The sequence below is a fragment of the Pusillimonas sp. genome (genome assembly GCF_044464525.1).
GTDB lineage: Bacteria > Pseudomonadota > Gammaproteobacteria > Burkholderiales > Burkholderiaceae_B > Pusillimonas.
In genome coordinates, this window is the sequence record NZ_JBIQLE010000025.1 from 26,357 (window position 1) to 51,769 (window position 25,413).

The window sequence follows — 25,413 nt, forward strand, 5'->3', positions numbered from 1 at the left end:
CTTACCATGACCAAACCTCTTGTCTTCCGCTGACTCTATCGCCATGCGCTTTCTCAACACCATTCTGCTCGTCCTGATACTGCTCGTCGTCGGCGGGGGCGCGGCATACTATTACCTGAACAACAACGGTCAGCTGGCCCTGCCAACGCAGGAAACCGAGCAGCCCGTCGTGGCCGCGCCCATCTTCCTGACTCTCGAGCCATTCACGGTTACGCTCCACGGAGAACGCAACAGCCAGATCCTTTACACCGAGATCACCCTGCGCCTCGACGATACGCGGTCCCACACCCAGCTCATGCAATACATGCCCGAAGTGCGCAACCGAGTTCTGGGCGAGCTGGCTCAGCACTCGGCGTCCGACCTTCAGACCAACGGCGGCCGCAACAAGATGGCCGGCAGCCTGAAAACGGTACTCGCCGCTGCGTATCATCCGCAAATGGCCTCTCCGGCCATCTCGAGCGTGTTGTTCACCGCCTTCGTGATCCAATAAATGGCCTATTCGAATTTCCTGTCGCAGGACGAAGTCGATGCGCTGATCGCCGGGGTTACCGGAGAAAGCAGCGAAGCATCGCAAGTCGAAGAGCACGGCGGCGTCCGGCCGTACGACCTAAGCTCGCCCGACCGGGTAGTTCGCCACCGCATGCAAACGCTCGAGCTGATCAACGAGCGCTTTGCCCGCCGGATGCGCTCGACGCTCTTGAGCTTCATGCGGCGCAACGCCGACATTACAGTCTCTACCATCAAGGTGCAAAAATACTCAGAGTTCGAGCGCAACCTGCCGGTGCCCAGCAACCTCAACATGGTCACCATGAAGCCGTTGCGCGGGGCCTCTTTGTTCACCTTCGACCCCAACCTGGTGTTCCTGGTTATCGATAGCCTGTTCGGCGGCCACGGGCGCTATACCACCCGCATCGAAGGCCGCGATTTCACCAACACCGAACAACGCATCATCCGGCGCCTGCTCAACCTCACACTTGAAAGCTATGGCGAGGCCTGGCAAAACGTATATCCGATCACCTTCGAATACATACGCTCGGAGATGCACACCAAGTTCGCCAGCATCACCAGCGGCAACGAAATAGTGGTGGTCACCTCGTTCAATATCGAGATTGGCGCGTCAGGGGGAAACCTCAGCATCTGCCTGCCCTACTCCATGATCGAACCGGTGCGCGACCTGCTGACCCGGCCTCTGCAAGAAGCTTCGCTGGACGCCGTAGACCAGCGCTGGACACACCAGTTGTCGCGCCAGGTGCGCAGCGCCGATGTCGAGTTGACGGCAGAGTTTGCGTCTATCTCATCCACTGTGGGCGAACTCATGAAGCTCAAGGTCAACGACGTCCTGCCGGTGGACATCCCCAGGACGATTGTCGCCCATGCCGGCAACGTGCCGGTACTGGAATGCACTTATGGCACCTTCAACGGCCAGTACGCCCTGAGAGTGCTGAACGTTCTGTCTCATTCAGAGCCTGAATTTAAAAAAACCACGACATCCCATGACTGATCCCAAGCAAGATTCCGATAAAGAAAACGATGTGCCGGAGACGCCGGCGGACGTGGATTGGGCTGCAGCCTTTGCCGAACAAACGGCCGGGCAAGCCGATGCCCCCACCCAGGCCGAAGGTCTGCAAAGCGACGATTGGGCCAGCGCGCTCTCTGAGCAAACCGCCGCCGAGAACGCAACCAAGGCGCCGGCGCCATCCAGCGTCGCCGACCTTTTCCAGCCCTTGGCCGGCACAGCCGCCGATGGCGAAAGCGACATCGACCTGATCATGGACATCCCTGTCCAGCTTTCGGTTGAACTGGGTCGCACACGCCTGACCATCAAGAACATCCTGCAACTGGGCCAGGGCTCGGTGGTGGAGCTTGACGGTTTGGCCGGAGAGCCCATGGATATCTTCGTCAACGGCTATCTGATCGCCCAGGGCGAAGTCGTGGTGGTCGATGACAAATACGGCATCCGCCTGACCGACATCATCACGCCCTCCGACCGGTTAAGCCGGCTCAACACCAGGCGCTGATGCCATGGTCGAAGCGAACGTGCTGCGCATGGTGGGCAGCCTGGTGCTCATCGTATTTCTTATCCTGGCCGGCGCTTGGTTCATGCGCCGCGCCGGCTTGTTGCGTACGGGCGCGGGCCAGTCGCTGAAGATCATCGCAGCACAGAGCCTCGGCGCGCGCTCCAGTGTCGTCGTCGTACAAGTCGACGACGCGCGGCTGGTCGTAGGGGTGACGCCGCAACAGATTACCCTGCTGCATACCATGCCGCCGGGCGACACCGGCCTGGGCGCCGGGCAATCTTCTCTTGCGCCGACAGGACAGGCCGGCTTCGCGCGGGCGCTGCGCGGCGCCCTGGCCGTCAATCGCAATGCGGGCCTGGACAATATGCGGCCATGAGACATATATCGGTGCCCTACCGTCCGAGCCCATTCAAGCTTCCAAAAGCACTGCTGTGGCTCGGCCTGGCGCTATTGCTTTACCCGGAAAGCGCCGTTACCCAGGCACTGCCCGCCCTCACGGCCACCACCGACGGGAGCGGTGCACAAACCTATACGCTAAGCATCCAGACGCTGCTGCTGCTGACGATGCTGTCGTTCCTGCCGGCCATGCTGTTGTTGATGACCGGCTTCACCCGCATCATCATCGTGCTGGGCCTGCTTCGCAACGCCATGGGAACCGGGGCTTCGCCGCCCAATGCCGTGCTCATCGGCATCGCGCTCTTCCTGACGTTTTTCGCGATGTCGCCGGTATTCGACGAAGTCTACGCCCAGGCTTATCAACCGCTTAGTGAAGGGAGCATCACCTTCGAGTCGGCGCTTGAGCGCGCGGCCTCGCCGATGCGTACCTTCATGCTCAACCAGACTCGCGAAGCCGACCTCGCGCTATTCGCCAATATGGCTCAAGCGCCCGAGTTCGACTCGCCGGCCGATGTGCCACTGCGAGTGCTCGTTCCGGCTTTCGTCACGAGTGAACTGAAAACAGCTTTCCAGATCGGGTTCACGGTATTCATCCCCTTTCTTATCATCGACCTGGTGGTGGCCAGCGTCTTGATGGCGTTGGGCATGATGATGGTGCCGCCCGTAACGATATCGCTTCCGTTCAAGCTGATGCTCTTCGTGCTGGCGGATGGCTGGCACCTGCTGCTGGGGTCTCTGGCCCGCAGCTTTTATCAGTAACCGTATAGGAATCGCGCAATGACATCCGATACCGTCATGTCCATGACCTACATGGCAATGAAGGTGGCGCTCTCCATGGCCGGACCTTTATTGCTGGTCGTGCTGCTGGTCGGCCTGGTGATCAGTATTTTCCAGGCCGCCACCCAGATCAACGAAATGACCTTGTCATTCATTCCCAAGCTGTTGGCGGCGGGGATCGCCCTGGTGCTGCTTGGACCGTGGCTGATCAGCGTCATGGTTGACTATATGAAGTTACTGTTCACCAGCCTGCCGGGCCTGGTCTCCTGACCTGTCATATCCAGTCCACAAGAGATGGTGTCCTTTGAGCTCGAACAGCTTTACAGCTGGATCAATTCCTTTCTGTGGCCCTTCATGCGCATTCTGGCTCTGGTGGGCACGGCGCCGCTATTCAGCGAGTCGTCGATCCCACTGCGGGTGAAGGTAGGGCTGTCCGCCTTGCTGGCCATGGCCGTGGCGCCGGCCCTGCCGGCCCCGCCGGACATATCCCCCGCGTCTTACCAGGGCTTGTGGATTACCGCCCAGCAGGTGTTCATAGGTATCGCCCTGGGCCTGACCATGCGCATTGTGTTCGCTGCCGTGCAGACCGCCGGCGAATTCATCGGCCTTCAAATGGGTTTGTCGTTCGCTTCTTTTTTCGACCCCGCCACGGGCGCCAACACTGCCGTTCTCGCACGCTTGATGAATGTTATCGCCATGCTGCTTTTCCTGGCCCTGAATGGCCACCTGCTGATGCTGGGCGGCCTGGTGCGCACATTCGAAATCTTGCCGGCGGTGGCCGGTTTCAATCTGGACGGACTTGGCGTGCTGTTTGAATGGAGCGCTCAAGTGATGGTGTCCGGGATGCTTCTGGCCTTGCCCTTGATCATTGTGCTTTTGACCATCAGCCTGGCACTGGGCATCCTGAATCGCACGGCGCAACAGCTATCGGTCTTTGCCGTGGGTTTTCCCATCAGTTTGATGGTCGGCTTGATATTGCTTACGGTGGTGCTGCCCCAAACTGCGCCCTTCATAAGCCGGCTTTTCGATTCCGGCCACCAGGCCATGGCGCGTCTCGTCCACGCGCTGGCGGGGCTGTAGACAAGCCCGGGGAAAAATCAGCGCACCGGGTACACCACTACCGGGCCGTCGCCGAATTTGGCCGGACCATACGGGAAGCTTGGGGGAACACCGCGCGGCATGACCCGGTCGACGCTATCCGCCTGAACGCTATCGGGCTGCCGTGGCGGTATGGCCTGCGGTTCCGTACCCGGCTCGCTCAAGACGTTGACACTGTCCACCACGTGCTGAAAGCGGCCGTCACTGCCGAATCGCAGTGATAGCTCGCGACGAAAATACACCGCGTCGGTAAGCAGCGTGCTTTTGCTTGCCCAACGCGCGGTGGCGGAACCATCGAGCTGCCGATAGATATTCTCGGGCTGGGCCTTCAATATGGATGAAGCTTGCTCAAGAGTGGTTTGCCCCGGAATGATGCGGCTCATTTCCGAGGTGTCGAATGAGCGGCCCGTTGTGGAACATGCAGCCAGCGATGCCAGCAGCCCCACAACCGCCAGGGCGCGCATAGCGCGCGGCGGCGTGCGGCGCTTGCCAAATGCCTGCGGGGCACCCGCCATCAGAACTCTTCCCAATCATCATCCGCCGCTTTGGAGGACGCGCGCGAAGCCGCAGGCAAGGCCGCCGGCGCCGCCCTGCCATAAGCGCCCGTAGCCGCCGACCCATTATCGGGCGTGGATTTGCCGCGCGCTTCATCACCCGGCGAGGCCAGCGAAGCGCGGGCGGGCGCCGCGACCTTGGCCGGCGAGGCAGCGCGGCGCTCATCGGGCTTGGGCGAGACATCGATGACGCGATGGCCGGAACCCAGACGGAAAGTGGATACCGCCTGGCCGACGCTGCCGATATGGCGGCGCAGCTCTTCGGCCGCCCCGGCGGCTTGCTCAACCAATACGGCATTTTGCTGGGTTACGCCATCCATCTGCGCCACCGCCAGGTTGATCTGTTCGATGCCGCTGGATTGCTCGACGGTCGCGGCGGAGATCTCGCCCATGATGTCGGTGACCCGTGCGACCGAGGAAACGATTTCTTCCATGGTGGAGCCGGCGCGCTCAACCTGATCGGAACCTTCGGCCACTTTCTTGACCGAGTCTTCGATCAGGTCCTTGATCTCTTTGGCGGCGTGGGCGCTGCGTTGGGCCAAGGCGCGAACCTCGGAAGCCACGACGGCGAAACCCTTGCCTTGCTCACCGGCGCGAGCCGCCTCGACCGCGGCATTCAGTGCCAGGATGTTTGTCTGGAAAGCGATACTGTCGATGACACCGACAATATCGGATATTTTTCGCGAGCTGGCTGAAATGCCTTGCATGGTGGAAACCACCTCGCCCACTGCCGAACCGCCGCGTTGGGCCACTTCGGATGCGGTGACCGCCAACTGGTTTGCCTGTCGCGCATTGTCGGCGTTTTGCTTGACCGTGCTGGATAGCTCCTCCATGCTGGCTGCTGTCTGCTGCAATGCGGCCGCTTGCTGCTCGGTGCGACTGCTTAGGTCGGTATGGCCCGAAACAATGCGCTGTGCGCTATCGCCGATATGATCAAGGCCGGCACGCACGTTGCCTACGCTACGGGCCAAACTATCTTGCACGCGCTTGAGGCCAAGTGCCAGCCCGCCAAGTTCTTCAGGGCGCGCATCGACGCGATAGGTAAGGTCGCCGGCGGCCAAGGCCTCAAGCTGGCGCCCCACCAAATTAAGCGGACGCACCGCATTACGCGCAACCATGCGCAACGAAACCGCCGTCAAAACGACGGCCAACACAGAAATGATGATGAAGATCCAGACGGCTTGGCCCAGGCGCTGGGTGGCCGCCTCGAGCGCGGCGCCTTGCAATGCCGCAACGTTCTCGTTGAGCATGTACCACCCGGCGCCGGACGAAACAACGACCAACAGGCACAGGCACACCACCAATACCGTAACGCCGACCCGAATTTCCCATTGTGTGGATTTCATCGCTTATGACCCCATGTTGAACAGGCTGGTGCCTTGAATCTTCTTGAATGCCAACGCGGCTGCTTCCAGCGCGGAACGGCGCAGCTCGAGCTGGGTGGTGACAGTGTAGTAATCAACGTCTTCGAGCTTGGACAGCTGATTGGCATAGCTTAGGCTGCGCGAATTGCCGCTGGCGTCTATGGCGTCGATTTCAGCCAGCCTTGAACCCACCGAAGCGCGCACGGTCAGTACCTGGTCGTAGTTGACGTCTATCTTCTGCATGGCGGACGCCAGCGCGTTGGCAAGCCTGGCCTGGCTGGCCGGGTCGCCGCTGACAGGCGTGTCAAGCGCATGAATGATGGCGTCAAGCGTATCGAAGACATTAAGGTCGGCCGCCATGCCAGAGCCGGGTTCGACCATGAACTCGTCGCCGACCTGAGGCGTTCCGCTGAACGGTACCTGTACGCCGCCCGGCAGCATGAATTCGGTGGTGCCGGCAACGTAATCATGCGGGCCGTCTGTTGCTACAGGGTTACCGGCGCCATCAAGGGCATGGAGGGTGTACTGAAGCGTACCGCCATTGTCGGTGAATTCGATCCGGAAGGGCTTGCCGACGTGCTCGCCCTTGGGGTCGTTGATGACCGGCTGGCCGACGACCCCGTCGCCCGTGTTGCCCGCGGCGCCACGAGCCACATAGGCCGGAGTACTGGCAGGCTCGATCGTGAATTTGTCATTTGCCGAAGGCTGGCCTGAAAACGCCACCTGCAACCCGCCGGGAAGCGCGAGCGTCACAGTGTCGGGGTTGTAGTCGTGGGGGCCGTCCACTTGTGCTTCGCTGCCATCAGCATTAAAGGCGCGAACCGTATATTGCAGCACGCCGCCGTTATCGGCGAACTCGATGGAAAATGGCTTGCCGACATTGGCGCCCTGGGGATCGGTGATGGCAGGCGCGCCGATGACGCCGGTGCCCGAATTGCCCGGGTCTCCGTGCGTAATGTAGGCTCGCGAACCGCTGGCGGCCCGGGAGAACACGTCGCTGCCCAGGTCTCCGGCATGGATGCGCCGCGTTTGGTCGGCCTGGATCAGGCGCTGCCCGCTGTCGCCGGCATAACTTACCGCGCCGCTTGCGTCCTTGGCGAATGCCGGCTGCGAACCCGCAAAACCCGAGAACATGTATTGCCCGTTTCCGTCAGTGGCGTTGGCCAGGCCGAACAGGGTGTCCTTGGAGTTTCGCAATACATCGGCCAGGGTAGCCCGATCGGCATCCGACATGGTCCCGTTGCCCGCTTCGACCAGCCGGGTCTTGATGTCCTGCAGCAAGATAGTGACCGAGTTGAGGGTGTTCTCTTCGTTGCCCAGGTTCATCTTGAGCACATCCCGGTTGGCGCCATAGCGCTCGTTCAAGGACTGCGATTGGCTGAGGTTGACCGCTTGGGCTGCGGCCAGCGGGTCGTCGGCCGGGGTGACCATGCGTTGCCCACTGGCCGCCTGCCGATATAAATGCAGCAGGTCGGCCTGTTGGGCGTTGATGGAGTTGAGCCCGGTCTGAAAGAAAAGAGAAGAACTGATACGCATCTTGACAGCCTCGATTTGATAGACGCTGGATTGGCTGGAACCTTAAATTGGCGGAAGCCTTGACTTGCTCAGGAGCGCAGGCTGAGCAGGGTGTCGAACAAGGTGGAACTGACGTCGATCAGACGGGATGCGGCCCGGAACTGTTCTTGATAACGCTCGAGATTGACATACTCTTCATTGAGATTGACCCCCGACACAGCTTGCTGAGCGGCGTAATTCTGCTGGATCAGCGTGGCTTGGGCCTTGGCGGCAGTGCCGTTCTGCTGGGTCATGACGCCAACCTTGTTCACAATCTGCGAGAAGGCTTCGTTCAAGCTCATGGTGCCGTTGTTAAGCGTTTTGCCCGTTTGCAACTCGGCGAGCCGCAGGGCGTTGTCGCCATCGGCCTCACCCGCCGTGCTGCCCGCGGCGGCAATTTGTGCTGCATCCTGGAGGGCCAGCTTGAGACTGCCGGCGGCATTGCGCGTGGGCTGCACCAACCATGAGTCTCCCGCCACGGGCGAGCCCGAGATATTGAATTCGACGCCGTCGAACGACGCGGGCAGGCTGTCGCCGTGATACACGACCGAGCCGCCGGGCACGCTGATGGCCTGATAATTCACGCCATCAAATTCGATGCGGTAATCCTTGGCGGTGAGCTTGCCGGCATCGGTGAGCTGGGCTGCGGCAACGGCATTGCCCTTGTTGCCCGAGGCCTCTATGACGTTGGGAGCACCCAAAGAGAAGAAATCTTCGCCGGGCGCACCGTTGACGTCATAACCTTGACGATGAATATCGTTGACGGCCATGGCCAGCCCGGCAGCCAGCCGGCCCAGGTCATTCTGAACGGAATCGAGCGCTTCCCGGCGGTATTGCAGCAAGCCACCCAAACTACCGCCCGAGATCGACTCGTCGGCCAGCTCGACCAGGGTCGTTCGGCCGGCGCCCGTTGGAGCGCTATATGCCACCACGATGCGGGTGGGGTCGTCGGCCGATGGAATGGCCTGCAGCGGGAATACGCTGTCACCACCCAGCAACACCTGGCCATTGCCAACGGTGATGTTGAAGCTGCCGTCTTGCTCGATAACACGCACGCCGGCAAGTTGGTTCAGTTCGGACAGCACTTGCTCGCGCTGGTCGAGCAGGTCGTTTGGAGGCTGCCCCGAGCTTGATGCCTTGGCCACGACGATTTGCTGGTTGAGGTCGCGGATGCGTTCAACGTGGCTGTTGATTTGGGTTACGACAGTTGAAACTTGGGTGTTGATGTTTTGCCGTTGGGAATCAAGGAACGCGTTGGCGTCGTTGATCTGCCCCACCAGGCTCGCGGCGCGGCCAAGCAGTTCCTGGCGTGCGGCCGGATCAGACGGAGCTGATGCCACGGCCTGCATGCCGTCGAAGAAGTTCTGCAGGGCCGGGCTGACGCCCACCGTGCGGTCTCCGAAGAGGTTATTGATCTGGGTGATTTCATTGCCGTACGACAGCAAGGAAGCCCCTGTGGTCTGGGCGTTGACCAACTGACGGTACAAGAAATTGTTGTACGAGCGTTCGATGCTGTCTGTGCGTACGCCCTGGCCGATGAAGCCGTAGCCCATGTTGCGGCCCCCGGCGCTCGACACCACGACGGTTTGGCGGTTATAGCCTTCGGTGTCAGCATTATTGATGTTGTGCCCGGCGGTCTGCAGGCGCGCCGTCGCGGCAGCCAGACCCGATAGACCAAGATTCGCTAGATTCATTGTGATTCCGCTGTTGGTTGCTAATGCCCGGCATTGATGGCACAGGCAAGACTTCTGCTTGTATTACGGCTGGAAACCGGCTTTGTTTAATCTTCGTTTGTCGAGGCGCCCTAACGAAATGTGCAGCACTTTCCTTCTGGCCAAGCGCTATATCAGGCCTTCCGGCTGTCGAAATAGCCCATGATGGAAATCAACTTATCGGCATACGACGGATCAGTGGCGTAACCGGCGCGTTGAATGCTGCGGGCCGCCTCTTGCGGGCTTTCAGCCCTGACCACTTCGCTGTAGCGTTCATTGCGGCTGATCAGGCGCGCGTAATCGGCGAACGACTCTGCATAAGAGTCGTAGGCGCGAAAGGGCTGCATTACCTTGCGTGCAACGCCGTTCTCGTATTCGGTGGTCATGATATTGACCACCTTGCCCTTCCAGTTGGGTGAAGCCTTGATGCCAAACAGGTTGTAGCTCGAGCTGCCGTCCTCACCGCGAATTTCGCGCCTTCCCCAGCCCGACTCCAGCGCGGCCTGGCTAAGAATCAGCTCGGCCGGTACGCCGCTTTCAGCAGATGCATGGCGTGCGGCATGTGTCATGCGCGACACAAACTGTTCAATGTGCTGGGGTGCACCCCGTATTGCTGAAACGGCGGCTCCGGCCGCGCGCCCCACTGCGGTGCCGGACAACATTTCGATCAGCGCCCCTATCGACGAGGCATGCTCAGTACGATCAGGACCTACCCGGGAGCGCAGTGCCGGGTCGCGCGACGAGGCAAGCTCCGGCGGGCTGTCGGCAGTGAGCATCACGTTCCTGTCGTCCCCGTTTGCCTGCATCTGATCAAGCAAGGCCTGGGCCAGGCCCATTCCCGGGTCGGCAAGCTGTAAAGCCATCTGTTCATCAGACATGCTTTGCGCCATACGCGTTTGATCGCTCTGGAACAAACCCTGAATGCCGCTGGAGGCTTGGCGGGCCTGCTTGATAAGTTGCTGCAGAAACAGCGCCTCGAACTGGCGCGCCACCTCTTTTTGCTGGTCGGCGGTGCCACCGGTTTTCGCAACGCTGCCCTGCAGGCGCGACAAGGCCTGGGTATCAAATGCCGTGCGTGGGGTATCGACTGGCCGGGGTATATATCGCACGAAACTCATGACGACCGCCTAAATAATTTCCAGGTCGGCGCGCAGTGCGCCGGCGCTCTTGAGCGTTTGCAGAATGGAAAGCAGGTCTTGCGGCGTCGCTCCCAGTGCATTCAGCGCCTGGACAACGTCGGCCAGATTGGCACTGGTGTTCACGCGGTGGATGGAGCCCGTGTCGGTGCGCATTTCAATCTGCGTATTTTCGGTGACCACGGTCTGGCCGCCGCCGAAGGGCGTATCCGGCTGGCTGACCTGTTGCTGGTTGCTGATGACCACCGACAGGTTTCCGTAGGCGATTGCCGCTTCCTCGATGGTAACGCTGCGGTTCATGACCACGGACCCGGTTCGGGCGTTGACGATAACCTTGGCGCGCGCGGGCGGCAGCTTGACCTGCACGTTCTCGACCCGGGAAAGAAAGCGAGTCTGGCCGGCAGGATCAAGCGGGCCGCGCAGCTGTACCAGCCGAGCATCCAGGGCCGAGGCCGTGCCCGGTCCGAACTCGCGGTTCAGGGCGGCGACCACAGTGTCGGTGACGCTGAAATCGGAAGTGTTCAACTCGAGGTTGATCAGGCCGTCATGGGCGAAGGTGGTGGGAACGGCGCGCTCGATGATGGCGCCATTTGAGATGATGCCGCCGTTAAGCTGGTTGACCTGCACGCTGGAGCCGCCTGCCTGCGCACCCGCGCCGCCCACCAGCAAGTTGCCTTGGGCCAGGGCATACACCTGTCCGTCGGCGCCCTTCAAAGGCGTCATCAGCAAGGTGCCGCCACGCAGGCTCTTGGCATTGCCCATCGAAGAAACCACCACATCCACCATCTGCCCCGGCCTGGCAAAGGCGGGCAGGCGCGCGGTGACCATCACGGCTGCGACGTTCCTGACCTGCATATTGGTGCCTTGGGGCACCGTGACACCCAACTGCGAAAGCATATTGGTCAGGCTCTGCTGGGTAAACGGAGACTGGCGCACCTGATCGCCGCTGCCGTCCAGGCCCACCACCAGGCCGTAGCCGATCAATTGGTTGGCGCGCACGCCCTGGATGGAAGCGAGGTCCTTGATGCGGTCGGCCTGGGCCGGCGACACCGCCAACAGCCCGGCCAATAGAAGCAGGCTCAGGGCGATGCGCCCGATCCGGGCCGACGAGGAGAAGAATTGGTTGAATCTAAGCGGCACAACCGTCCTCAGAAGGGTGAAATATTCAGGAAAAACCGCTGCAGCCAGCCCATGGTCTGCACTTCGTCCATGCGCCCCTTGCTGCGAAACTCGATGCGCGCATCGGCCACCTGAGTCGAAGACACGGTATTGGAGCCTGTGATCGAGCGTGGGTCGACCACGCCCGAGAAGCGGATGTGCTCACTGCCGCGATTGATGGCAATTTGTTTTTCTCCCGCGATCTGGAGGTTGCCGTTGGGCAAGACCCCGATGACGGTGGTCGTCAACGAGCCGTTGAACATATTGTCTGCGCGGCTTGAGCCTGTGCCCTCGGCATTGTTTCCGCCACCTATGTCGAAGCCTTGCTGCGGCCCCAGTCCGGGCGGGAAGAACGATGGCACGACATCAAGGCCCAGGTTGGCGCTGCCGCTGCGATTGGATGACGTGGCGACGTTCTTGGCTGCATTGGTCCGTTCCTGGATGACGACGGTAACGATGTCTCCAACATTGCGCGGCCGCCTGTCCTCGAACAGCGGATAGTTGCCATAGGCGGTGGGCTGATAGATTGCGCCGTTGGCCAGCGGCGTCGGCGCTTGCACCACCGCGGGCGGCGGCGCGGTCAGCGGCCCCGTCACCACCGGCTCGGGGGGGATCATCGCGCAGCCTGTAGCCAGGACGGCAAGCAGGCTGCAAAGACATAGGCGAAAATAATTGCGCATGTTGAAGCGGGGCCCGGCGGGTCAGATCTGGGTCAATCGCGCCAGCATCTGATCCGAGGTCTGGATCGCCTTGCTGTTCATTTCGTAGGCACGCTGCGTGGTGATCATATTGACCAGTTCTTCAGCCACGTTCACGTTGGAAGTCTCGACATAGTTCTGCAGCACCAGGCCGGCGCCATCCAGGCCGGGCGCGGCAAAATTGGCGGGACCCGATGCATCGGTTTCCACGTACAGGTTCTCACCGGCGCTTTGCAGACCGGTCGGATTGATGAAGGTGCTGAGCTGAAGCTCGCCCACCTGCACGTTGGTGCCGATCGCGCCGGGCTGGGTGACCGATACCGTGCCGTCGCGCGCGATGGTGATGCTTAGCGCGTTGTCCGGGATATTGATGGGCGGCTGGATGGGATAACCGCCGGCAGTGACAAGCTGGCCGTTCTGATCCACCTGCAAGCTGCCGTCGCGCGTATAGGCGAAGGTGCCGTCGGGCATTTCCACCTGCAAGAACCCGCGGCCCTGGATGGCGATGTCCAGCGAGTTGCCGGTATTGTTGAGGTTGCCCTGGGTGTGCACGCGCTCGGTCGCCACCACTCGGGTGCCCGTACCCACCTGCAACCCTGAAGGCAACTGGTTGGCCATGCCCACCTGTGCACCCGGCTGGCGTATGGTCTGGTACATCAGGTCTTCGAAGACCGCGCGGCTGCGCTTGAAACCCGCCGTATTGACGTTGGCGAGGTTGTTCGAAATGACGTCCATCTGGGTCTGTTGCGATTCCAGGCCGGTTTTGGCGGTCCATAGTGAGCGTATCATTGCTTTTCCTCAGTGACGCGGCTTGCCGCATCCAAATTAAATTCAGTTCCCGGCGGAAAGTATCGAGTTCGCCTGCTGCGCATTGCTGCCCGCATCACGGATGACCTTCATCTGCATCTCGAAGCGGCGCGCGTTCTCTATCAGGGAAACCATGGTTTCGGCCGCGCTGACATTGCTCTTCTCGACAAACCCCGACACCACTCGAACGTTGGGGTCGGCCGGCACGAAGGGCTGGACATCGGGGTCGGCGCGGAAGTACCCGTCGTCGCCCCGGACCAGGGCGGCCGGCTGCGGGCTGACCAGCTTAAGTTGAGCGACGTTTTGAATGTCGTTCGGATTGTCGCCCGCGCCCAACGCCGCAATCGTGCCGTCGCCGGTAATCGTCACAATGCCGCGATCAGGAATCTCTATCGGCATGTTGTCGGCCGACATCACCAGGTGGCCGTCACGGTTGACCAGCATGCTGTCGGCGTTGACCCCGAACTCGCCGGCGCGGGTGAAGGCCTCGCCGTTGGGGGTCTGCACGCTGAACCAGCCCTCGCCCGTTATCGCAACATCCAGGGCCCTGCCGGTTTCGGCCATGACGCCCTGCTCCATATTGCTGCCGGGCGTAGTCGCGACAGTGGAAACCCGGGTCGGCAGACCCTGTTCTGACACCACCGGCACAGAGCGGTAGTTGAGCAACTGCTCGCGAAAGCCGGTGGTGCCGATATTGGCCATGTTATTGGTCAACACCGCCTGCTGGTCCAGCACGCGGTTGGCGCCGTTGGCGGCCGTGTAGATGATGCGGTCCATGGCCGGCTTTAACGCATGGTGATCAGGGTTTGCAGCACCTGATCCTGGGTCTTGATGGTTTGCGCGTTGGCCTGGTAGGTGCGCTGGGCGATGATCATATTGACCAGCTCCTGGCTCATGTCCACATTGGATTCTTCCACCGACTGCCCTTGCAGCGTGGCCAGGCCGTTGCTGCCGGGGCGGCCCACGACCGGACCGCCCGAGGCGCCGGTCTCGACCCAGGCGTTGCCGCCCACGGGCTGCAGGCCTTGCAGGTTGTTGAAGTCAGCCAGCGCGATGTAGCCCATGGCTTGCGACTCGCCGTTGGTGTAGTTGGCGACGATGGCGCCGTCCTCGGCAATGGACATGCCCGCGTATTCGCCCGTGGCGTACCCCGTCTGGGTGAAGTTGGGCGAGAAGTCTCCGCCGAACTGGGTCGAGCCGGCATAGCTGAGGTTGATGTTCAGGTCTTCGGCCGGCGAGTTCGCGCCGCCGGGATTGTTGATGCTGATCGGCTGCGTGCCGCCGCTTAGCAGCAGGCCGCTGCTCGAAAACGTAAGCTGAGCAGGATTCGTATCAGGATGCGAATCGATCGGGGCGCCGTTCAAGCGGTAGTAGACCTCCCATGAGCTCTCGCCCGGCGTCGCGCTTTCACGCTTGACGAAGTACTGGGTAAGTTGATGGGCGTTGCCCAGCGAATCGTAAACCGAGATCGGCAGCGAATGGGTGAAGCTGTCGGCATTGTTCGGATCGAACGGATGGCCGACGACGGCGGGAACGAATGCAACCTCACCGGCGCCTGTATCCGGCGCCGGCAGAGTGTCAGCGGCCAAGGGCGTCGCAGCGACGACCGTAACAGTCGACGCCCCGTCCCCCGTCGTATAAACACCTGGGGCTGGGGCCCCGGGCGCGCCCCACACGACCTCACCATCGGCGTTGACCGTATAGCTGTGAGTGACGGCCGGATTGGAGCCATCGTCCAGCACAATGGCGCCCGGCACCATCGCCGACGGATTCGGATGAATCACCGGCGCGTTCGCGTCCAGGTTGGTCTTGGTCGTTACACCGTCAGTGGCGCGCGGCGGGATATTGCCCACCGGCACCATGATGGGGCCAAGGTCGGTGCCCGAGACGCCATAGCCCGTAAGGCGATGTCCCTGAGCGTTGACGATGTAGTTGTCTTTATTGGCGAAGAACTGGCCGTTGCGGGTGTAGAGGATGTTGCCGCTGGGGTCCTGCACCCGGAACAGGCCCTTGGCGCCGTCGATGGCCATGTCGAACTGGTTGCCGGTGGAACTGATGGTGCCCACGGTAAAGCGCTGATTGACGCTGGCCACCTGCACGCCCAGGCCCACCTTGCTGCTGGCGTATACGTCGGCAAACGTGGCCGATGCCGACTTGAAGCCCACGGTACCCGAGTTGGCGATGTTGTTGCCGATGACGTCCAGATTCTGTGCAGCTGCGTTCAGCCCGCTTAAGCCTTGTCCGAAACCCATGATCTAACCTCGTTGTGTATTTAATTCAAATGAAGCCGCGCGACGAGACGAATCCGTCGCATCGACGCTGTGCTACATAATCTTGCGAATGTCGAAAAGGGAATAAGTGCCCGCCAGGCCAAGCTCGAGCTGCAAGCCCGTGGAGGCATAAGCCACGCTGGACACACGGCCTGACCTAAGCGCCTCGGACGCCACCAGCTCGCCCTCGGCGTCCATGGCAGCCACGTGCACGGTGTAGGCGCCGTCGCCCACGGGCAGGCCCGAGTCGTCCATGCCGTCCCACTGCATGCTCAGCACGCCCGCGCTGTGCGGTTCGTCCAGTTCGATCTGCCGCACCGCCTTCCCGCTGGCGTCCTGGATGGTGATGATCATCTTGGCCGCGTCGGAGATCAGGTCCACCCCAAAAGGAGTGGCCACCGGGGTTCTTACGCCGTCAACCTCGGTGCTGCCCAGCGAAATCTTCTCGCCCGGCACCAGCACGTCTTTGCCGATCAGGTTGGCGGCCTGCATCGACTGCGACATATCCATTTGGCCGGACAGCGCCAGCAAGGTGTTGTTGAGCTGATTGATGCCGTTTACCGTGGACAGTTGCGCGATCTGTGAAGTGACCTCGGCGTTATCCATGGGATTGAGCGGGTCTTGGTTCTGAAGCTGCGTTACCAGCAAGGTCAGGAATTGCGATTGGGTCGCCGAGGTAAGATCGCCGGCGGCGCCCCCGCCAAGCAGCGAAGCATTGCCCGCGCCGGCCAGTGGATTGATGTTGCTCATGAGGCGGTTCCTTATTGGCCGATGGAAAGCGTACGCATCATCAGGCTCTTGGCCGTGTTGATGACTTCGACGTTGGCCTGATACGAACGCGAGGCCGAGATCATGTTGACCGTTTCCGCCACCACGTCGACATTGGGCATGACGACGTAGCCGTCGGCATCCGCCAGCGGGTTCTTGGGGTCGTAGCGCAGGCGCGGCGGCGCCTCGCTTTCGACCACGCCGGCCACACGCACACCGCCAACCGACTGCGCATAGGGTTGGCCTGCGGCGGGCTGCATCTGGAAAACCACCTCGCGCGCCTTGTAGGGCTGCCCGTCGGGGCCCGCCACGCTGTCGGCGTTGGCCATATTGCTGGCCGACACGTTCATGCGTTGCGACTGCGCCGTAAGAGCCGAGCCGGCGATTTCGAATATGCTCATGGAAGACATTGCGTATCCGTCCTGTCCGGTTATTGCTGCAACGCGGCCATCAGGCCTTTGATGCGTTGCGAAATGATGGTGAGGTCAGTTTGGTACTTGACCGTGTTGTCGGCGAACTGCACCCTTTCGACGTCCATGTCGACGGTGTTGCCGTCAAGACTGGGCTGCAATGGCCGGCGATAAAGCAGCTCGGCCGGGTCCGGCGTTATCGCCTTGGCTGGAATATGCCGGCCGGATGTCAGCGTCAAGTGCGTATCGGCCAGGCGCATGCTTTCGCCCATGGCGTTTTGCAAGGCCGACCTGAAGTCGAAGTCGCGCGCCTTGTAGTTGGGGGTGTCGGCGTTGGCGATATTGGACGCCAGCACCTCTTGCCTCTGCTGGCGCAGGTTGATGGCGCTCTGAAAAAATTGCAGGTCTGCACCGATTCGATCTGTCATCTGCACTTTGCCTATATAAATAATGGAACCGGCCAACCTAAGGGCGAGCCTTCTCTCATGCAAGCCATGTTAATGGCGGGTGCGACAACACAAACTACGAAACAAGGCGCTATTTATCGTCCAATTCCCCCGATGGCGGCGCAGCCCTGTGTATACAATTTCAGGCATGCTCAAGCATTGTCTGTACGCTATTTTTCTAGCCGCATGCGGCCTTGCCCCGGTCTCGGCCCAAACTTTCACCGCCCTGACGAACGAAGACCTTGTCCGCCAAGCGGAGGAATTCCTGCGCGATCAGGCCGACGCGCATGCAGGCGAAGCACGCATCATCGTTACGCCGCCAGACATTGGCCGCATGCCGGCCTGCTCCCAAAGCGAGGTGTTTCTGCCCTCGCACGGCCGTTTGCGTCCGCGCATGACAATCGGGCTGCGTTGCCTTGCCCCGTCGCCCTGGACCAGCTACACCCAGGTCGAACTCAGCATTGAGGGCCAGTATTATGTCGCCGGCCGTAGCCTGGACAGCGGCACTGTCATCACGGCGGCGGACATCTCTGCCCGGGACGGCGATTTGCTGCGTTTGGCTTCCGGCACGATAGTTGACCCCGGTCGCCTGATCGGCAGCATTACCACCCAAAGAATCGGCACCGGTTCGCCCATGCGGGAGAGAGCCTTGCGTAGCCCCGATTCGATTGCGCGAGGCCAAGTGGTGCGCCTGGAGGCGCGCGGAGTCGGTTTTGTGGCAACCAGCGACGGCACGGCCTTGCAAGGCGGCGAGCCAGGCACCCAGATACAGGTTCGTGCAGCGTCAGGGCAAACTGTCAGTGGCACAGTCTTGAACGGCCAGACCGTATTGGTGCTGATGTAGCAATATGAAAATAGTTTGACAAGTTCTTATCACGACTAAATTTTTTCTCGCCAGTACCGTAACAACATATACTTGAACATACTGTCAGTGACACTGCCTGACCGGAGCCTCTCTTGAAGATCACTTCCTCGTCCAGCAACCCCGCCGTCAACACCGTTACCGGCTCGCGCAGCCCAACCGGCGCAAAAGCCGGCTCGAACGCCCCCGAAAAAGCCACGGTCGAACTCAGCCCGGCGGCACGCCAGCTTGCGGTTTTGCAAAATGGCGACAACGACGTAAATGTAGAGCGCGTCCAGGCCATCCGCGACGCCATCGCTTCGGGCCAGCTCAAGGTGGATACCGGCCGCATTGCCGATTCGCTGTTGGCCAGCGCGCGCGAACTGCTTAAATAGCCCTCACATCCCCATCGCCCGAACCATGACCGCCGCGCTCGAAACCCTGCAAAGCAGCCTCAATAATGAACTGAACCTGGTCCAGCGTTTCATCGATATTCTGCGCGTCGAGGCCGACGCGCTCGATCAGCCTGACAAGACCGATCTGCTCAACAATTCGACTCAAGAAAAAAACAACAGTATCGAACAACTCGCCAAAGCAGGAAAAGCACGCGAAAACGCGTTAATGGCATTAGACTACGCACCCAGTCGAGCAGGCCTTGAAGAGGCGGCACAAACGCATCCAGAGCTTGGCCCCGCCTGCCGACAACTATTTGAACTGGGTCAAGAGGCAAGCCGGCTCAACGCGGCAAACGGCGCCGCCATCGATACCTACCTCAGGCACACTCAACAGGCGCTGCAAGCATTGCAGCCCCTGGTCGGCGGTAGCGGTCTTTACGATGCCAGCGGCAAGCCCGGCGCAATAAAAGGCCAGCGCAAAACCATCACTGCCGGATAGCGCCGTTCCCGGCTAATGCGCCGCCGGGTCCTCCAGCAGTTCCTTTACCGCGAACAATCTCGACATAACCGCCGGCAAAGCCGCCGGGCGCAAACCCTTGCCGCCGGCCAGCGCGGCCAGCGCACCACATACGGATTTTTGTTGCTGCACGGCATGCCAAGCGGCCAAGCTCATCTGCACGGCTGCGGCCGCCCGTTCGCCAATAGTTCGGCCGGCGCCCGCCTCTTGCAGCAAGGTCCACATCCCCGCAGAAAATCGCGACGCCGTTCGCGCTTCAGATCGCAACACCAGCCAGATCGCAAGGGTATCCAAGGAGTCTTGTTCGGGCGGCAAGTTGCTCAAGCCATGAATCGTTCGAAGCACACGACCTTCGCGCCGATCGATCAGGCGCACGGATACCTGCCGCACCGGCAATGGATACGCCCCGCGGCGTGTCAGCTCGACCGGGCTTTCCGCCGCCCAAAGCGCGACATCCTGAATCGGCACCCCTTGGAATGCCGCATGATCCAAACGCGACAACGCAGAATCGAGACAGCGATAGTCCATCGTTTTGGCATGTGCCGCCAAGGTCGTAGCGCATTCCTGCGCCTCTATACGAGTGGCGCCGGCGCTATGGGCCAGCCAAGGCATGGATCGCGAACATAGATCGCGCAGAAGCGGCTGCCCCGGATAATCGAAAACATGAACGATGGAAGGGGCGCCGGATGCCTGGCTCAAAAAATCGATCTGTCGGCGCAGGCGCCCAACGGCCGACATCGCCTCGGGTCCGGAGGTCCCGTCCGAGGCCTGCCACCCTTGGCCCACCGGCCATTGCTGCCAAGGAGAGGTCAGGGCTTGACCCCGTTCCGCCACCAGGACGATGGCGTGCATCTTGCCCCGCTCGGGGTGAACAGGCGAAGCAAAAACGTCGTGCATGGCCAACATACGCTCTTGACCCAGCAAGGCCAATTCGTTGCGTGCCGCCGCCATCGGCCGCCAGGATGCGCCTTTGCCGGCCCCGGCAACGATACGCCGCCATTGGCCGTAGGCGCCCGAATAGACTTCGCCTGAATCCAGCTCGGCACAAGCCGCCCGCAACAGCGCTTCGTTGGGCAAAATGGAGCTGCCTCCGGCCAAAGCCAATAGGCCGGGTCGCTGTGATCCAGCCCAGGCCGCCGGCGTCGCCGAATGCTTTGAAGGCAGATCGGGCGCTGGCCCCTCCAGCAGCGCGGCCAGATCGGCCGCACTGGGCGAAAACAGGGCCGATGCCGGCTGCGTGGGCGTCAAGGCTTGATCCACCCAGCTCTCGGCATCCATGAATGCCAAATCTTCGGGCACCTTCTGGCCCGTCGATGCGTAATGAATGGGCAATTGATAGCGTATGGCGATATCCAGAGCCGGGCCGGGCCGAGTGCTTTCGTCCAGCTTTGTGACAATGCAGCCCACCGGACGGCGTCCGCCGTCGGTTGTGTAGGCGCGCGCCACCTCGTCCAGGGTATCGCCCTGGCTGGCCGCGTTCAATACCAACAGCCGCTCGACCGTACGGGGCAAGCCGTTCAGCATGGCAGCCTGCTCACCCACGTGGCGGTCGCGCTGGCTGATGCCCACGTTGTCGACCAGGATGCGCGTATCGGGGTCAGTGGCTGCGATCAGCCGCGCAAGCTCGGTACGGTCTTGTGCGACGTAGACGGCAATACCCATCATGCGGCCGTAAATCTTCAATTGCTCGTGAGCCCCGATACGATAGGTATCTGTAGTAATCAATACCAGGCTTGACGCGCCAAAGCGGCGCACGCAGCGGGCCGCCAGCTTGGCCACAGTGGTGGTCTTGCCGACGCCGGTGGGACCCACCAGCGCCAGCGCCGAACCCGGAGCCCATAAGGCGTCTTCATCGCTTAATACCGGCAGGTGTTCCACCAGCTCGTCGCGGCACCACTGCATGGCGACACGTTCCAAGGAGGTGTCCGGCAAGCGCTTCAGCATGGCGCGCAGCAATGCAGTGCTGAACCCCATGGCCAGCAATTTCTGAAACACCGTGACGGCCAAAGGGGCCTTGCGCAATTGGGCGCCCCAAAGCAACTCGTCGAAACCGTTCTCGAGCATGCCTTTCATGGCGCCGAGCGCCTGCATGAGATCAGCAGGGCTTACCGCCGGCGGCCTGGGCGCCGGTGTTGCGGCCGGTGTTGCGACCGGCGGTGGCGGCGTAGGCGCCGTAGCGGACGCAATAGCCTGCGGCACACTGGTCTGATCAGTCGCCAGGATTTCCACCCCGCCGTTAACCCGCCGATTGGACACGATCAGGGCATCCGGCCCCAGCGCCATCCGAACCTGCCGCATGGCTTCACGGCTGGTGGCGCCAAAAAAACGACTTACATTCATGAGGCATTACCGCCGATGACCGAAGTGACGCGCAAGACGCGCTCATCGGGGATTTCAAAATTGGAAAGCACGCCCAATTGGGGCAAATGATGGCGCAGGAAACGCGAAATCGAAGCGCGCAACGGACCCGGAACCACCAGAACCGCGGCATCGCCATTCGCTTCCTGAGCCTGGACCGCCGCGACTGCGTCATGCAGCAGGCTTTCCGCCAAGCCGGGCTCGAGAGCGCCGCTTGTTGCAAGCGCTTGGCCCAGCACGCGCTCCAGTTTGGGATCCAGGCCAATGACCCGCAGGTCGCCTTCTCCGGGGAACCAGTGCTGAGTGATGGCCCGGCCCAACGCTACCCGTGTGGCGGCAAGCAGTTCGCCCGCATCCGGCCCGGTGCCGTTGGGATTGGCCGCCGTCAGGCGCGGCGAGTGTTCGGCCAGCGTTTCGATGATGGTGCGCATATCGCGAATGGGTACTTCTTCGCGCAGCAAGCCGCGCAGCAGCTTTTGCAGCTGCGACAGGGATATCGTCTTGGGAACCAGGTCTTCCACCAGCTTTGGAGCTTCTTTGCCGACGTGATCCAGAAGACTCTGGACCTCTTGACGGCCCAGCAGGCTGTCTCCGTAGCGATGCATGAGATGATTCAGATGAGTGGCCACCACCGTCCCCGCATCCACGACGGTGTAGCCCGCGATCTGCGCCTGTTCGCGCAATGACACGTCGATCCACACCGCGGGCAGCCCAAAAGCGGGATCGGTCGTCATCTGTCCGGGCAGCGTCATCGCTGCCTCACCCGGATCAATGGCCAACCACTGATCCGGCATGGCTTGGCCTCGACCCACTTCCACACCCGAAAGAAGAATGCGGTATTCGTTCGGCTTGAGCTCGAGGTTGTCGCGTATGTGAACAACGGGCGGCAAGAAACCCACGTCTTGAGCATATTTTTTACGCAGGCTGCGGATGCGATGCAGGAGCTCGCCATTTTGGGCATGGTCCACCAAGGAAATAAGCCGATAGCCAACCTCAAGCCCCAGGGGGTCCACCAGCGAGACGTCATCCCAGCTTGCTTCAGCCGCGGCTGCGTCTGCAGCTTCCTGGTTCTTCATGGGTTCTCGAGCCTTTTCGACCAGCACCGCGCGTTGACGCTTGTGCAGCATCCAACCCGTGCCGGCCAACGCCGCCGCCAAGGACAGGAAAGCAAAGTGCGGCATATTGGGAATGGCGCCCATGGCGGCCAGAATGCCCGCCGTGATGAACATCACCGTGGGGTTGGCAAACAACTGGTTGACCATCTGATGGCCCACGTCTTCATCCGTGGCCACTCGGGATACGACCACACCTGCCGCGGTTGAAATGATCAGTGCTGGAATTTGGGCCACCAGCCCGTCGCCGATGGTCAACAGCGTATACACCCGCCCCGCCTCGGAAAAGCTGAGTCCGTGCTGGGCGACGCCGACAATCAATCCGCCGATGATGCTGATCACCATGATCAAGAGCCCAGCCACAGCATCGCCGCGCACGAATTTGCTGGCGCCGTCCATCGAGCCATAGAATTCGGCCTCTTGGGACACTTCGGCGCGCCGACGGCGCGCGTCGTCTTCGCCGATCAGGCCGGCATTCAGGTCGGCGTCGATGGCCATCTGCTTGCCCGGCATGGCGTCCAACGTAAAACGCGCACCGACCTCCGCAATGCGTCCGGCGCCTTTGGTGATGACGATGAAGTTGATGATGACCAGAATGACGAAAACGATGATGCCGACTGCGAAATTGCCGCCAACCAGGAAGTGGCCGAATGCTTCGATAACCTGGCCGGCGGCGTCCGGCCCTTTGTGGCCGTGCATCAGCACGACGCGAGTCGAGGCCACATTAAGTGACAGGCGCAACAGCGTGGCAAACAGCAGCACAGCCGGAAATGCCGCGAAATCCAGTGGCTTTTTGGTGAACATGGCCACCAGCAAAATCATGACAGCCAGCGAAATATTAAAGCTGAACAGCAGGTCAAGCACCACCGGGGCCAGCGGCAGGATCATCATGGCCATGACCATGAGGATCAGTATCGGCCCCGCCAGCATCCGGGCGTGATGCATGCCGTCTGTTCTCAACAACGAAAATATTTGATTCATGAGGCTAGCGGCTCGTGGCCGCGCTTGTTCGCCGGGTCAAGATCGGGCGGAACCGGCAGGTCTTCCGGACGCATGGGCGCCGCGCCATGGCCCGGCTGCCAAGTGCGCAATTGATAGACCCATGCCAGAACCTGAGCCACTGCGCCATACAGGGCTGCGGGGATTTCATGGCCGATTTCGACATGGTGATGTAACGCCCGCGCCAAGGGCGGTGCGCTAAGCAAAGGCACTTTGTATTCCAGGGCGACTTCCCTGATGCGCGCGGCGATCAGGCCTGAACCCTTGGCAACCACCCGAGGGGCGCCTGTTCCTTGTTCGCTGTAGGCCAGGGCCACAGCATAATGTGTGGGGTTCGTGACGACGACGTCGGCGGCCGGCACCTCGGACATCATGCGCCTTCGTGCCATGGCCCGTTGCTGCTGGCGAATACGGCCCTTGACGTGCGGGTCGCCCTCGCTTTCCTTGTGCTCTTGCTTGACGTCCTGGCGCGACATGCGCATTTTCTTGTGATGGCTCCATAGCTGCCACGGCGCATCTATTCCCACTATAAGAATAAGCGCCGCAACGATCAGGCCGCAGCACAATGCCACCAGCCTCATGCCGGCCGTAAGCGCCTCGGTCGGCGTGGTGTGCATCAACGAGACCATCTCTTCGCGATAGTTCCAAATGACAGCCGCGCCGATGCCGCCGATTACCGCCGCCTTGGCCAAAGTCTTGAGCAGCTCCACCAGGGTTTGGGCGGAGAACATGCGCTTTACACCCTTAAGAGGGTTCAGCCGCTCGAACTTGGGCTGCAACGCCTTTGAGGAAAACACCAGCCCGCCCAATGCCACGGACGAGAAAATAGCCACCACCACAAGCGCACCGAATATGGGCAACAGCCCGGTCAGAGCCTGGAACGCAGATTGGGCCGCAGTCGCTGTCATGACGCTCGTGTCCTTGGCGATGCGTGGATCGAACCATAAGCCGGCCCTTATCACTCCATTGAGTGAGCGGTAAAGAAAGGCCCCGGTAAGCCATAACATGGCCACGCCGCAGCCAAGCAGCATGAATGTATTGAGCTCGCGCGAACGCGCCACCTGCCCTTCTTCACGCGCCTTTTCAAGGCGCCGGGGGGTGGCGGCTTCGGTTTTTTCGAGGTCGCTGTCCTCAGCCATTTAGTGTCACGCGCGCAAATTACCCATAATCACGGTAGATTCTAGTAACTTGGGCCGCATCGTGATCGCCGAAGCAAGGCGGTGAAACCGGCTTAATTCGCCCGACCCGGAGCCGGCCGGCGAAGGGGGGTGCAACAACTACCCCTTGCCGCGAAATTTTTCGTCAAAGCTGTTGTAGTCGACGCCCAGGCGCACCGCGCCCCAACGCCTGCCCGCGATGTCAAGGGGCAGCGACAGGTCGGTTATGATTTCGCCCGTATCCCGCATATGGGTTTGGCAAAGCACGCCCCTTGGGTTTTTCACGGCAGCGAGGCTGAAATCATCCGCAAAGATGCGTTTATGTCTGACATGAACGGTATCGTGCGCCACATCGCCGGTAGGTTCCTGACAATATCGGGAATTATGCGTAGGACAGTATCCATTTTCGTCCAGTAGCACCGCATAGTGTCCCGAGGGAATCTCAGCCAGGATGCGGTCAAGCACCGGCTGCACCATGGGCTCGAGGGCCGAATCATACAAGGTGTGATAACGCGACGGGTTGCTGCCCGCGATGGGCCGATACTGACGATCGAAAATATCCAGGCCCTGCTCGTGCGCCTGCCGCAACAGCTTGACGCAGGACGAGCGCAGATGCTGCAACACCTGGGCGAGCCAGTCGAACGAGGTGTCGCCGGTGCGCAACACAGTCAGTTGCCGCTGCAGGCTTTCTGTCTTGTTGCGTACTCCGTGCACCTGATCGCTCATGGTGACCATGCGGTTCTGAACCTGGGCGCTAAGGGTGGCGATGCGGGCAATGGCTTCGTTCATTTCCTGGTTGGTCACGTTCACCTGGGACACTGTCTGGGCCGTCTCGGCCATGCGGGCATCCATGCGTTCGAAGTCGACC

26 protein-coding genes and 1 pseudogene are annotated in these 25,413 nt (G+C 61.2%); 10 read left to right on the plus strand and 17 right to left on the minus strand.

Features of this window, described 5'->3' with window-relative positions:
- Positions 1 to 19: 19 nt before the first annotated feature.
- From ACIY1O_RS13325 to fliR, 7 genes are read left to right on the plus strand one after another with little or no spacing between them, the layout of a single operon-like run.
- Positions 20 to 490, plus strand: coding sequence for a flagellar basal body-associated FliL family protein (locus tag ACIY1O_RS13325; RefSeq protein ID WP_397475582.1), 471 nt, complete (start codon positions 20 to 22; stop codon positions 488 to 490).
- Positions 491 to 1,501 carry a flagellar motor switch protein FliM gene (gene fliM, locus ACIY1O_RS13330; RefSeq protein ID WP_397475583.1) on the plus strand — a complete coding sequence of 337 codons (1,011 nt, stop codon included), beginning with the start codon at positions 491 to 493 and terminating at the stop codon, positions 1,499 to 1,501.
- Positions 1,494 to 2,018, plus strand: a complete 525-nt coding sequence (gene fliN / locus ACIY1O_RS13335) for a flagellar motor switch protein FliN (protein ID WP_397475584.1) — start codon at positions 1,494 to 1,496, stop codon at positions 2,016 to 2,018. Before fliM ends, fliN begins: the two co-directional genes overlap by 8 nt.
- A gap of 4 nt (positions 2,019 to 2,022) precedes the next feature.
- Entirely contained in the window at positions 2,023 to 2,394 is a 372-nt protein-coding gene (gene fliO, locus ACIY1O_RS13340) for a flagellar biosynthetic protein FliO (RefSeq protein WP_397475585.1), read from the plus strand.
- The gene (fliP, locus tag ACIY1O_RS13345; protein WP_397475586.1) at positions 2,391 to 3,173 is read left to right on the plus strand and encodes a flagellar type III secretion system pore protein FliP; all 783 of its coding nucleotides are present in this window, start codon (positions 2,391 to 2,393) and stop codon (positions 3,171 to 3,173) included. The genes fliO and fliP overlap by 4 nt, the downstream gene beginning before the upstream one ends.
- An 18-nt stretch (positions 3,174 to 3,191) precedes the next feature.
- The gene (fliQ, locus tag ACIY1O_RS13350; protein WP_397475587.1) at positions 3,192 to 3,461 is read left to right on the plus strand and encodes a flagellar biosynthesis protein FliQ; all 270 of its coding nucleotides are present in this window, start codon (positions 3,192 to 3,194) and stop codon (positions 3,459 to 3,461) included.
- A 24-nt stretch (positions 3,462 to 3,485) separates the two neighbouring features.
- On the plus strand, positions 3,486 to 4,271 hold the full coding sequence (gene fliR, locus ACIY1O_RS13355) for a flagellar biosynthetic protein FliR (RefSeq protein ID WP_397475588.1): 786 nt from the start codon (positions 3,486 to 3,488) through the stop codon (positions 4,269 to 4,271).
- Positions 4,272 to 4,288: 17 nt separating this feature from the next.
- Here the strand turns inward: fliR and ACIY1O_RS13360 are convergent, their stop codons facing one another.
- The 13 genes from ACIY1O_RS13360 to flgB form a co-directional block, all read right to left on the minus strand.
- A complete protein-coding gene (locus ACIY1O_RS13360) occupies positions 4,289 to 4,804 on the minus strand; it encodes a hypothetical protein (protein WP_397475589.1) in 516 nt (171 codons plus the stop codon).
- A complete protein-coding gene (locus ACIY1O_RS13365; RefSeq protein ID WP_487047374.1) occupies positions 4,804 to 6,189 on the minus strand; it encodes a methyl-accepting chemotaxis protein in 1,386 nt (461 codons plus the stop codon). The genes ACIY1O_RS13360 and ACIY1O_RS13365 overlap by 1 nt, the downstream gene beginning before the upstream one ends.
- Positions 6,190 to 6,192: 3 nt before the next feature.
- Complete coding sequence (flgL, locus tag ACIY1O_RS13370) at positions 6,193 to 7,743, minus strand: flagellar hook-associated protein FlgL (protein ID WP_397475590.1); 1,551 nt, start codon at positions 7,741 to 7,743, stop codon at positions 6,193 to 6,195.
- Between the two features lie 68 nt (positions 7,744 to 7,811).
- A complete protein-coding gene (gene flgK / locus ACIY1O_RS13375) occupies positions 7,812 to 9,455 on the minus strand; it encodes a flagellar hook-associated protein FlgK (RefSeq protein ID WP_397475591.1) in 1,644 nt (547 codons plus the stop codon).
- 152 nt (positions 9,456 to 9,607) lie between these two features.
- Entirely contained in the window at positions 9,608 to 10,591 is a 984-nt protein-coding gene (gene flgJ, locus ACIY1O_RS13380; protein WP_397475592.1) for a flagellar assembly peptidoglycan hydrolase FlgJ, read from the minus strand.
- A 9-nt stretch (positions 10,592 to 10,600) separates the two neighbouring features.
- On the minus strand, positions 10,601 to 11,707 hold the full coding sequence (locus ACIY1O_RS13385; protein ID WP_397475608.1) for a flagellar basal body P-ring protein FlgI: 1,107 nt from the start codon (positions 11,705 to 11,707) through the stop codon (positions 10,601 to 10,603).
- A 50-nt stretch (positions 11,708 to 11,757) separates the two neighbouring features.
- Positions 11,758 to 12,447 carry a flagellar basal body L-ring protein FlgH gene (locus ACIY1O_RS13390; RefSeq protein ID WP_397475593.1) on the minus strand — a complete coding sequence of 230 codons (690 nt, stop codon included), beginning with the start codon at positions 12,445 to 12,447 and terminating at the stop codon, positions 11,758 to 11,760.
- 21 nt (positions 12,448 to 12,468) lie between these two features.
- Positions 12,469 to 13,254 carry a flagellar basal-body rod protein FlgG gene (flgG, locus tag ACIY1O_RS13395; RefSeq protein ID WP_397475594.1) on the minus strand — a complete coding sequence of 262 codons (786 nt, stop codon included), beginning with the start codon at positions 13,252 to 13,254 and terminating at the stop codon, positions 12,469 to 12,471.
- Positions 13,255 to 13,296: 42 nt separating this feature from the next.
- Positions 13,297 to 14,049, minus strand: a complete 753-nt coding sequence (locus tag ACIY1O_RS13400; RefSeq protein ID WP_397475595.1) for a flagellar basal body rod protein FlgF — start codon at positions 14,047 to 14,049, stop codon at positions 13,297 to 13,299.
- Positions 14,050 to 14,057: 8 nt separating this feature from the next.
- Entirely contained in the window at positions 14,058 to 15,524 is a 1,467-nt protein-coding gene (locus ACIY1O_RS13405) for a flagellar hook-basal body complex protein (RefSeq protein WP_397475596.1), read from the minus strand.
- A 72-nt stretch (positions 15,525 to 15,596) separates the two neighbouring features.
- Positions 15,597 to 16,292: a flagellar hook capping FlgD N-terminal domain-containing protein gene (locus ACIY1O_RS13410; RefSeq protein WP_397475597.1), complete on the minus strand. Its 696-nt coding sequence runs from the start codon at positions 16,290 to 16,292 to the stop codon at positions 15,597 to 15,599.
- Between the two features lie 11 nt (positions 16,293 to 16,303).
- Positions 16,304 to 16,720 carry a flagellar basal body rod protein FlgC gene (gene flgC, locus ACIY1O_RS13415; protein ID WP_397475598.1) on the minus strand — a complete coding sequence of 139 codons (417 nt, stop codon included), beginning with the start codon at positions 16,718 to 16,720 and terminating at the stop codon, positions 16,304 to 16,306.
- A gap of 20 nt (positions 16,721 to 16,740) precedes the next feature.
- On the minus strand, positions 16,741 to 17,148 hold the full coding sequence (gene flgB, locus ACIY1O_RS13420; RefSeq protein ID WP_397475599.1) for a flagellar basal body rod protein FlgB: 408 nt from the start codon (positions 17,146 to 17,148) through the stop codon (positions 16,741 to 16,743).
- Between the two features lie 148 nt (positions 17,149 to 17,296).
- Between flgB and flgA the strand changes: the two genes are divergently transcribed.
- The 3 genes from flgA to ACIY1O_RS13435 all read left to right on the plus strand — a co-directional run bounded on the left by flgA (position 17,297) and on the right by ACIY1O_RS13435 (position 18,901).
- Positions 17,297 to 18,010 carry a flagellar basal body P-ring formation chaperone FlgA gene (gene flgA / locus ACIY1O_RS13425; RefSeq protein WP_397475600.1) on the plus strand — a complete coding sequence of 238 codons (714 nt, stop codon included), beginning with the start codon at positions 17,297 to 17,299 and terminating at the stop codon, positions 18,008 to 18,010.
- A gap of 113 nt (positions 18,011 to 18,123) precedes the next feature.
- Positions 18,124 to 18,402, plus strand: coding sequence for a flagellar biosynthesis anti-sigma factor FlgM (gene flgM / locus ACIY1O_RS13430; protein WP_397475601.1), 279 nt, complete (start codon positions 18,124 to 18,126; stop codon positions 18,400 to 18,402).
- Between the two features lie 25 nt (positions 18,403 to 18,427).
- Positions 18,428 to 18,901: a flagella synthesis protein FlgN gene (locus ACIY1O_RS13435; RefSeq protein WP_397475602.1), complete on the plus strand. Its 474-nt coding sequence runs from the start codon at positions 18,428 to 18,430 to the stop codon at positions 18,899 to 18,901.
- Positions 18,902 to 18,913: 12 nt separating this feature from the next.
- On the opposite strand, the gene flhF is transcribed toward ACIY1O_RS13435, so the two are convergent.
- The 4 genes and pseudogenes from flhF to ACIY1O_RS13455 all read right to left on the minus strand — a co-directional run.
- Positions 18,914 to 21,259 (minus strand): flagellar biosynthesis GTPase FlhF, encoded by a 2,346-nt coding sequence (gene flhF / locus ACIY1O_RS13440; protein WP_397475603.1) that lies wholly within the window; start codon positions 21,257 to 21,259, stop codon positions 18,914 to 18,916.
- A complete protein-coding gene (gene flhA, locus ACIY1O_RS13445; RefSeq protein WP_397475604.1) occupies positions 21,256 to 23,370 on the minus strand; it encodes a flagellar biosynthesis protein FlhA in 2,115 nt (704 codons plus the stop codon). The genes flhF and flhA overlap by 4 nt, the downstream gene beginning before the upstream one ends.
- Entirely contained in the window at positions 23,367 to 24,527 is a 1,161-nt protein-coding gene (gene flhB, locus ACIY1O_RS13450; protein ID WP_397475605.1) for a flagellar biosynthesis protein FlhB, read from the minus strand. Before flhB ends, flhA begins: the two co-directional genes overlap by 4 nt.
- Positions 24,528 to 24,665: 138 nt before the next feature.
- Positions 24,666 to 25,413 (minus strand): annotated as a pseudogene (locus ACIY1O_RS13455) (methyl-accepting chemotaxis protein); the annotation flags it as partial.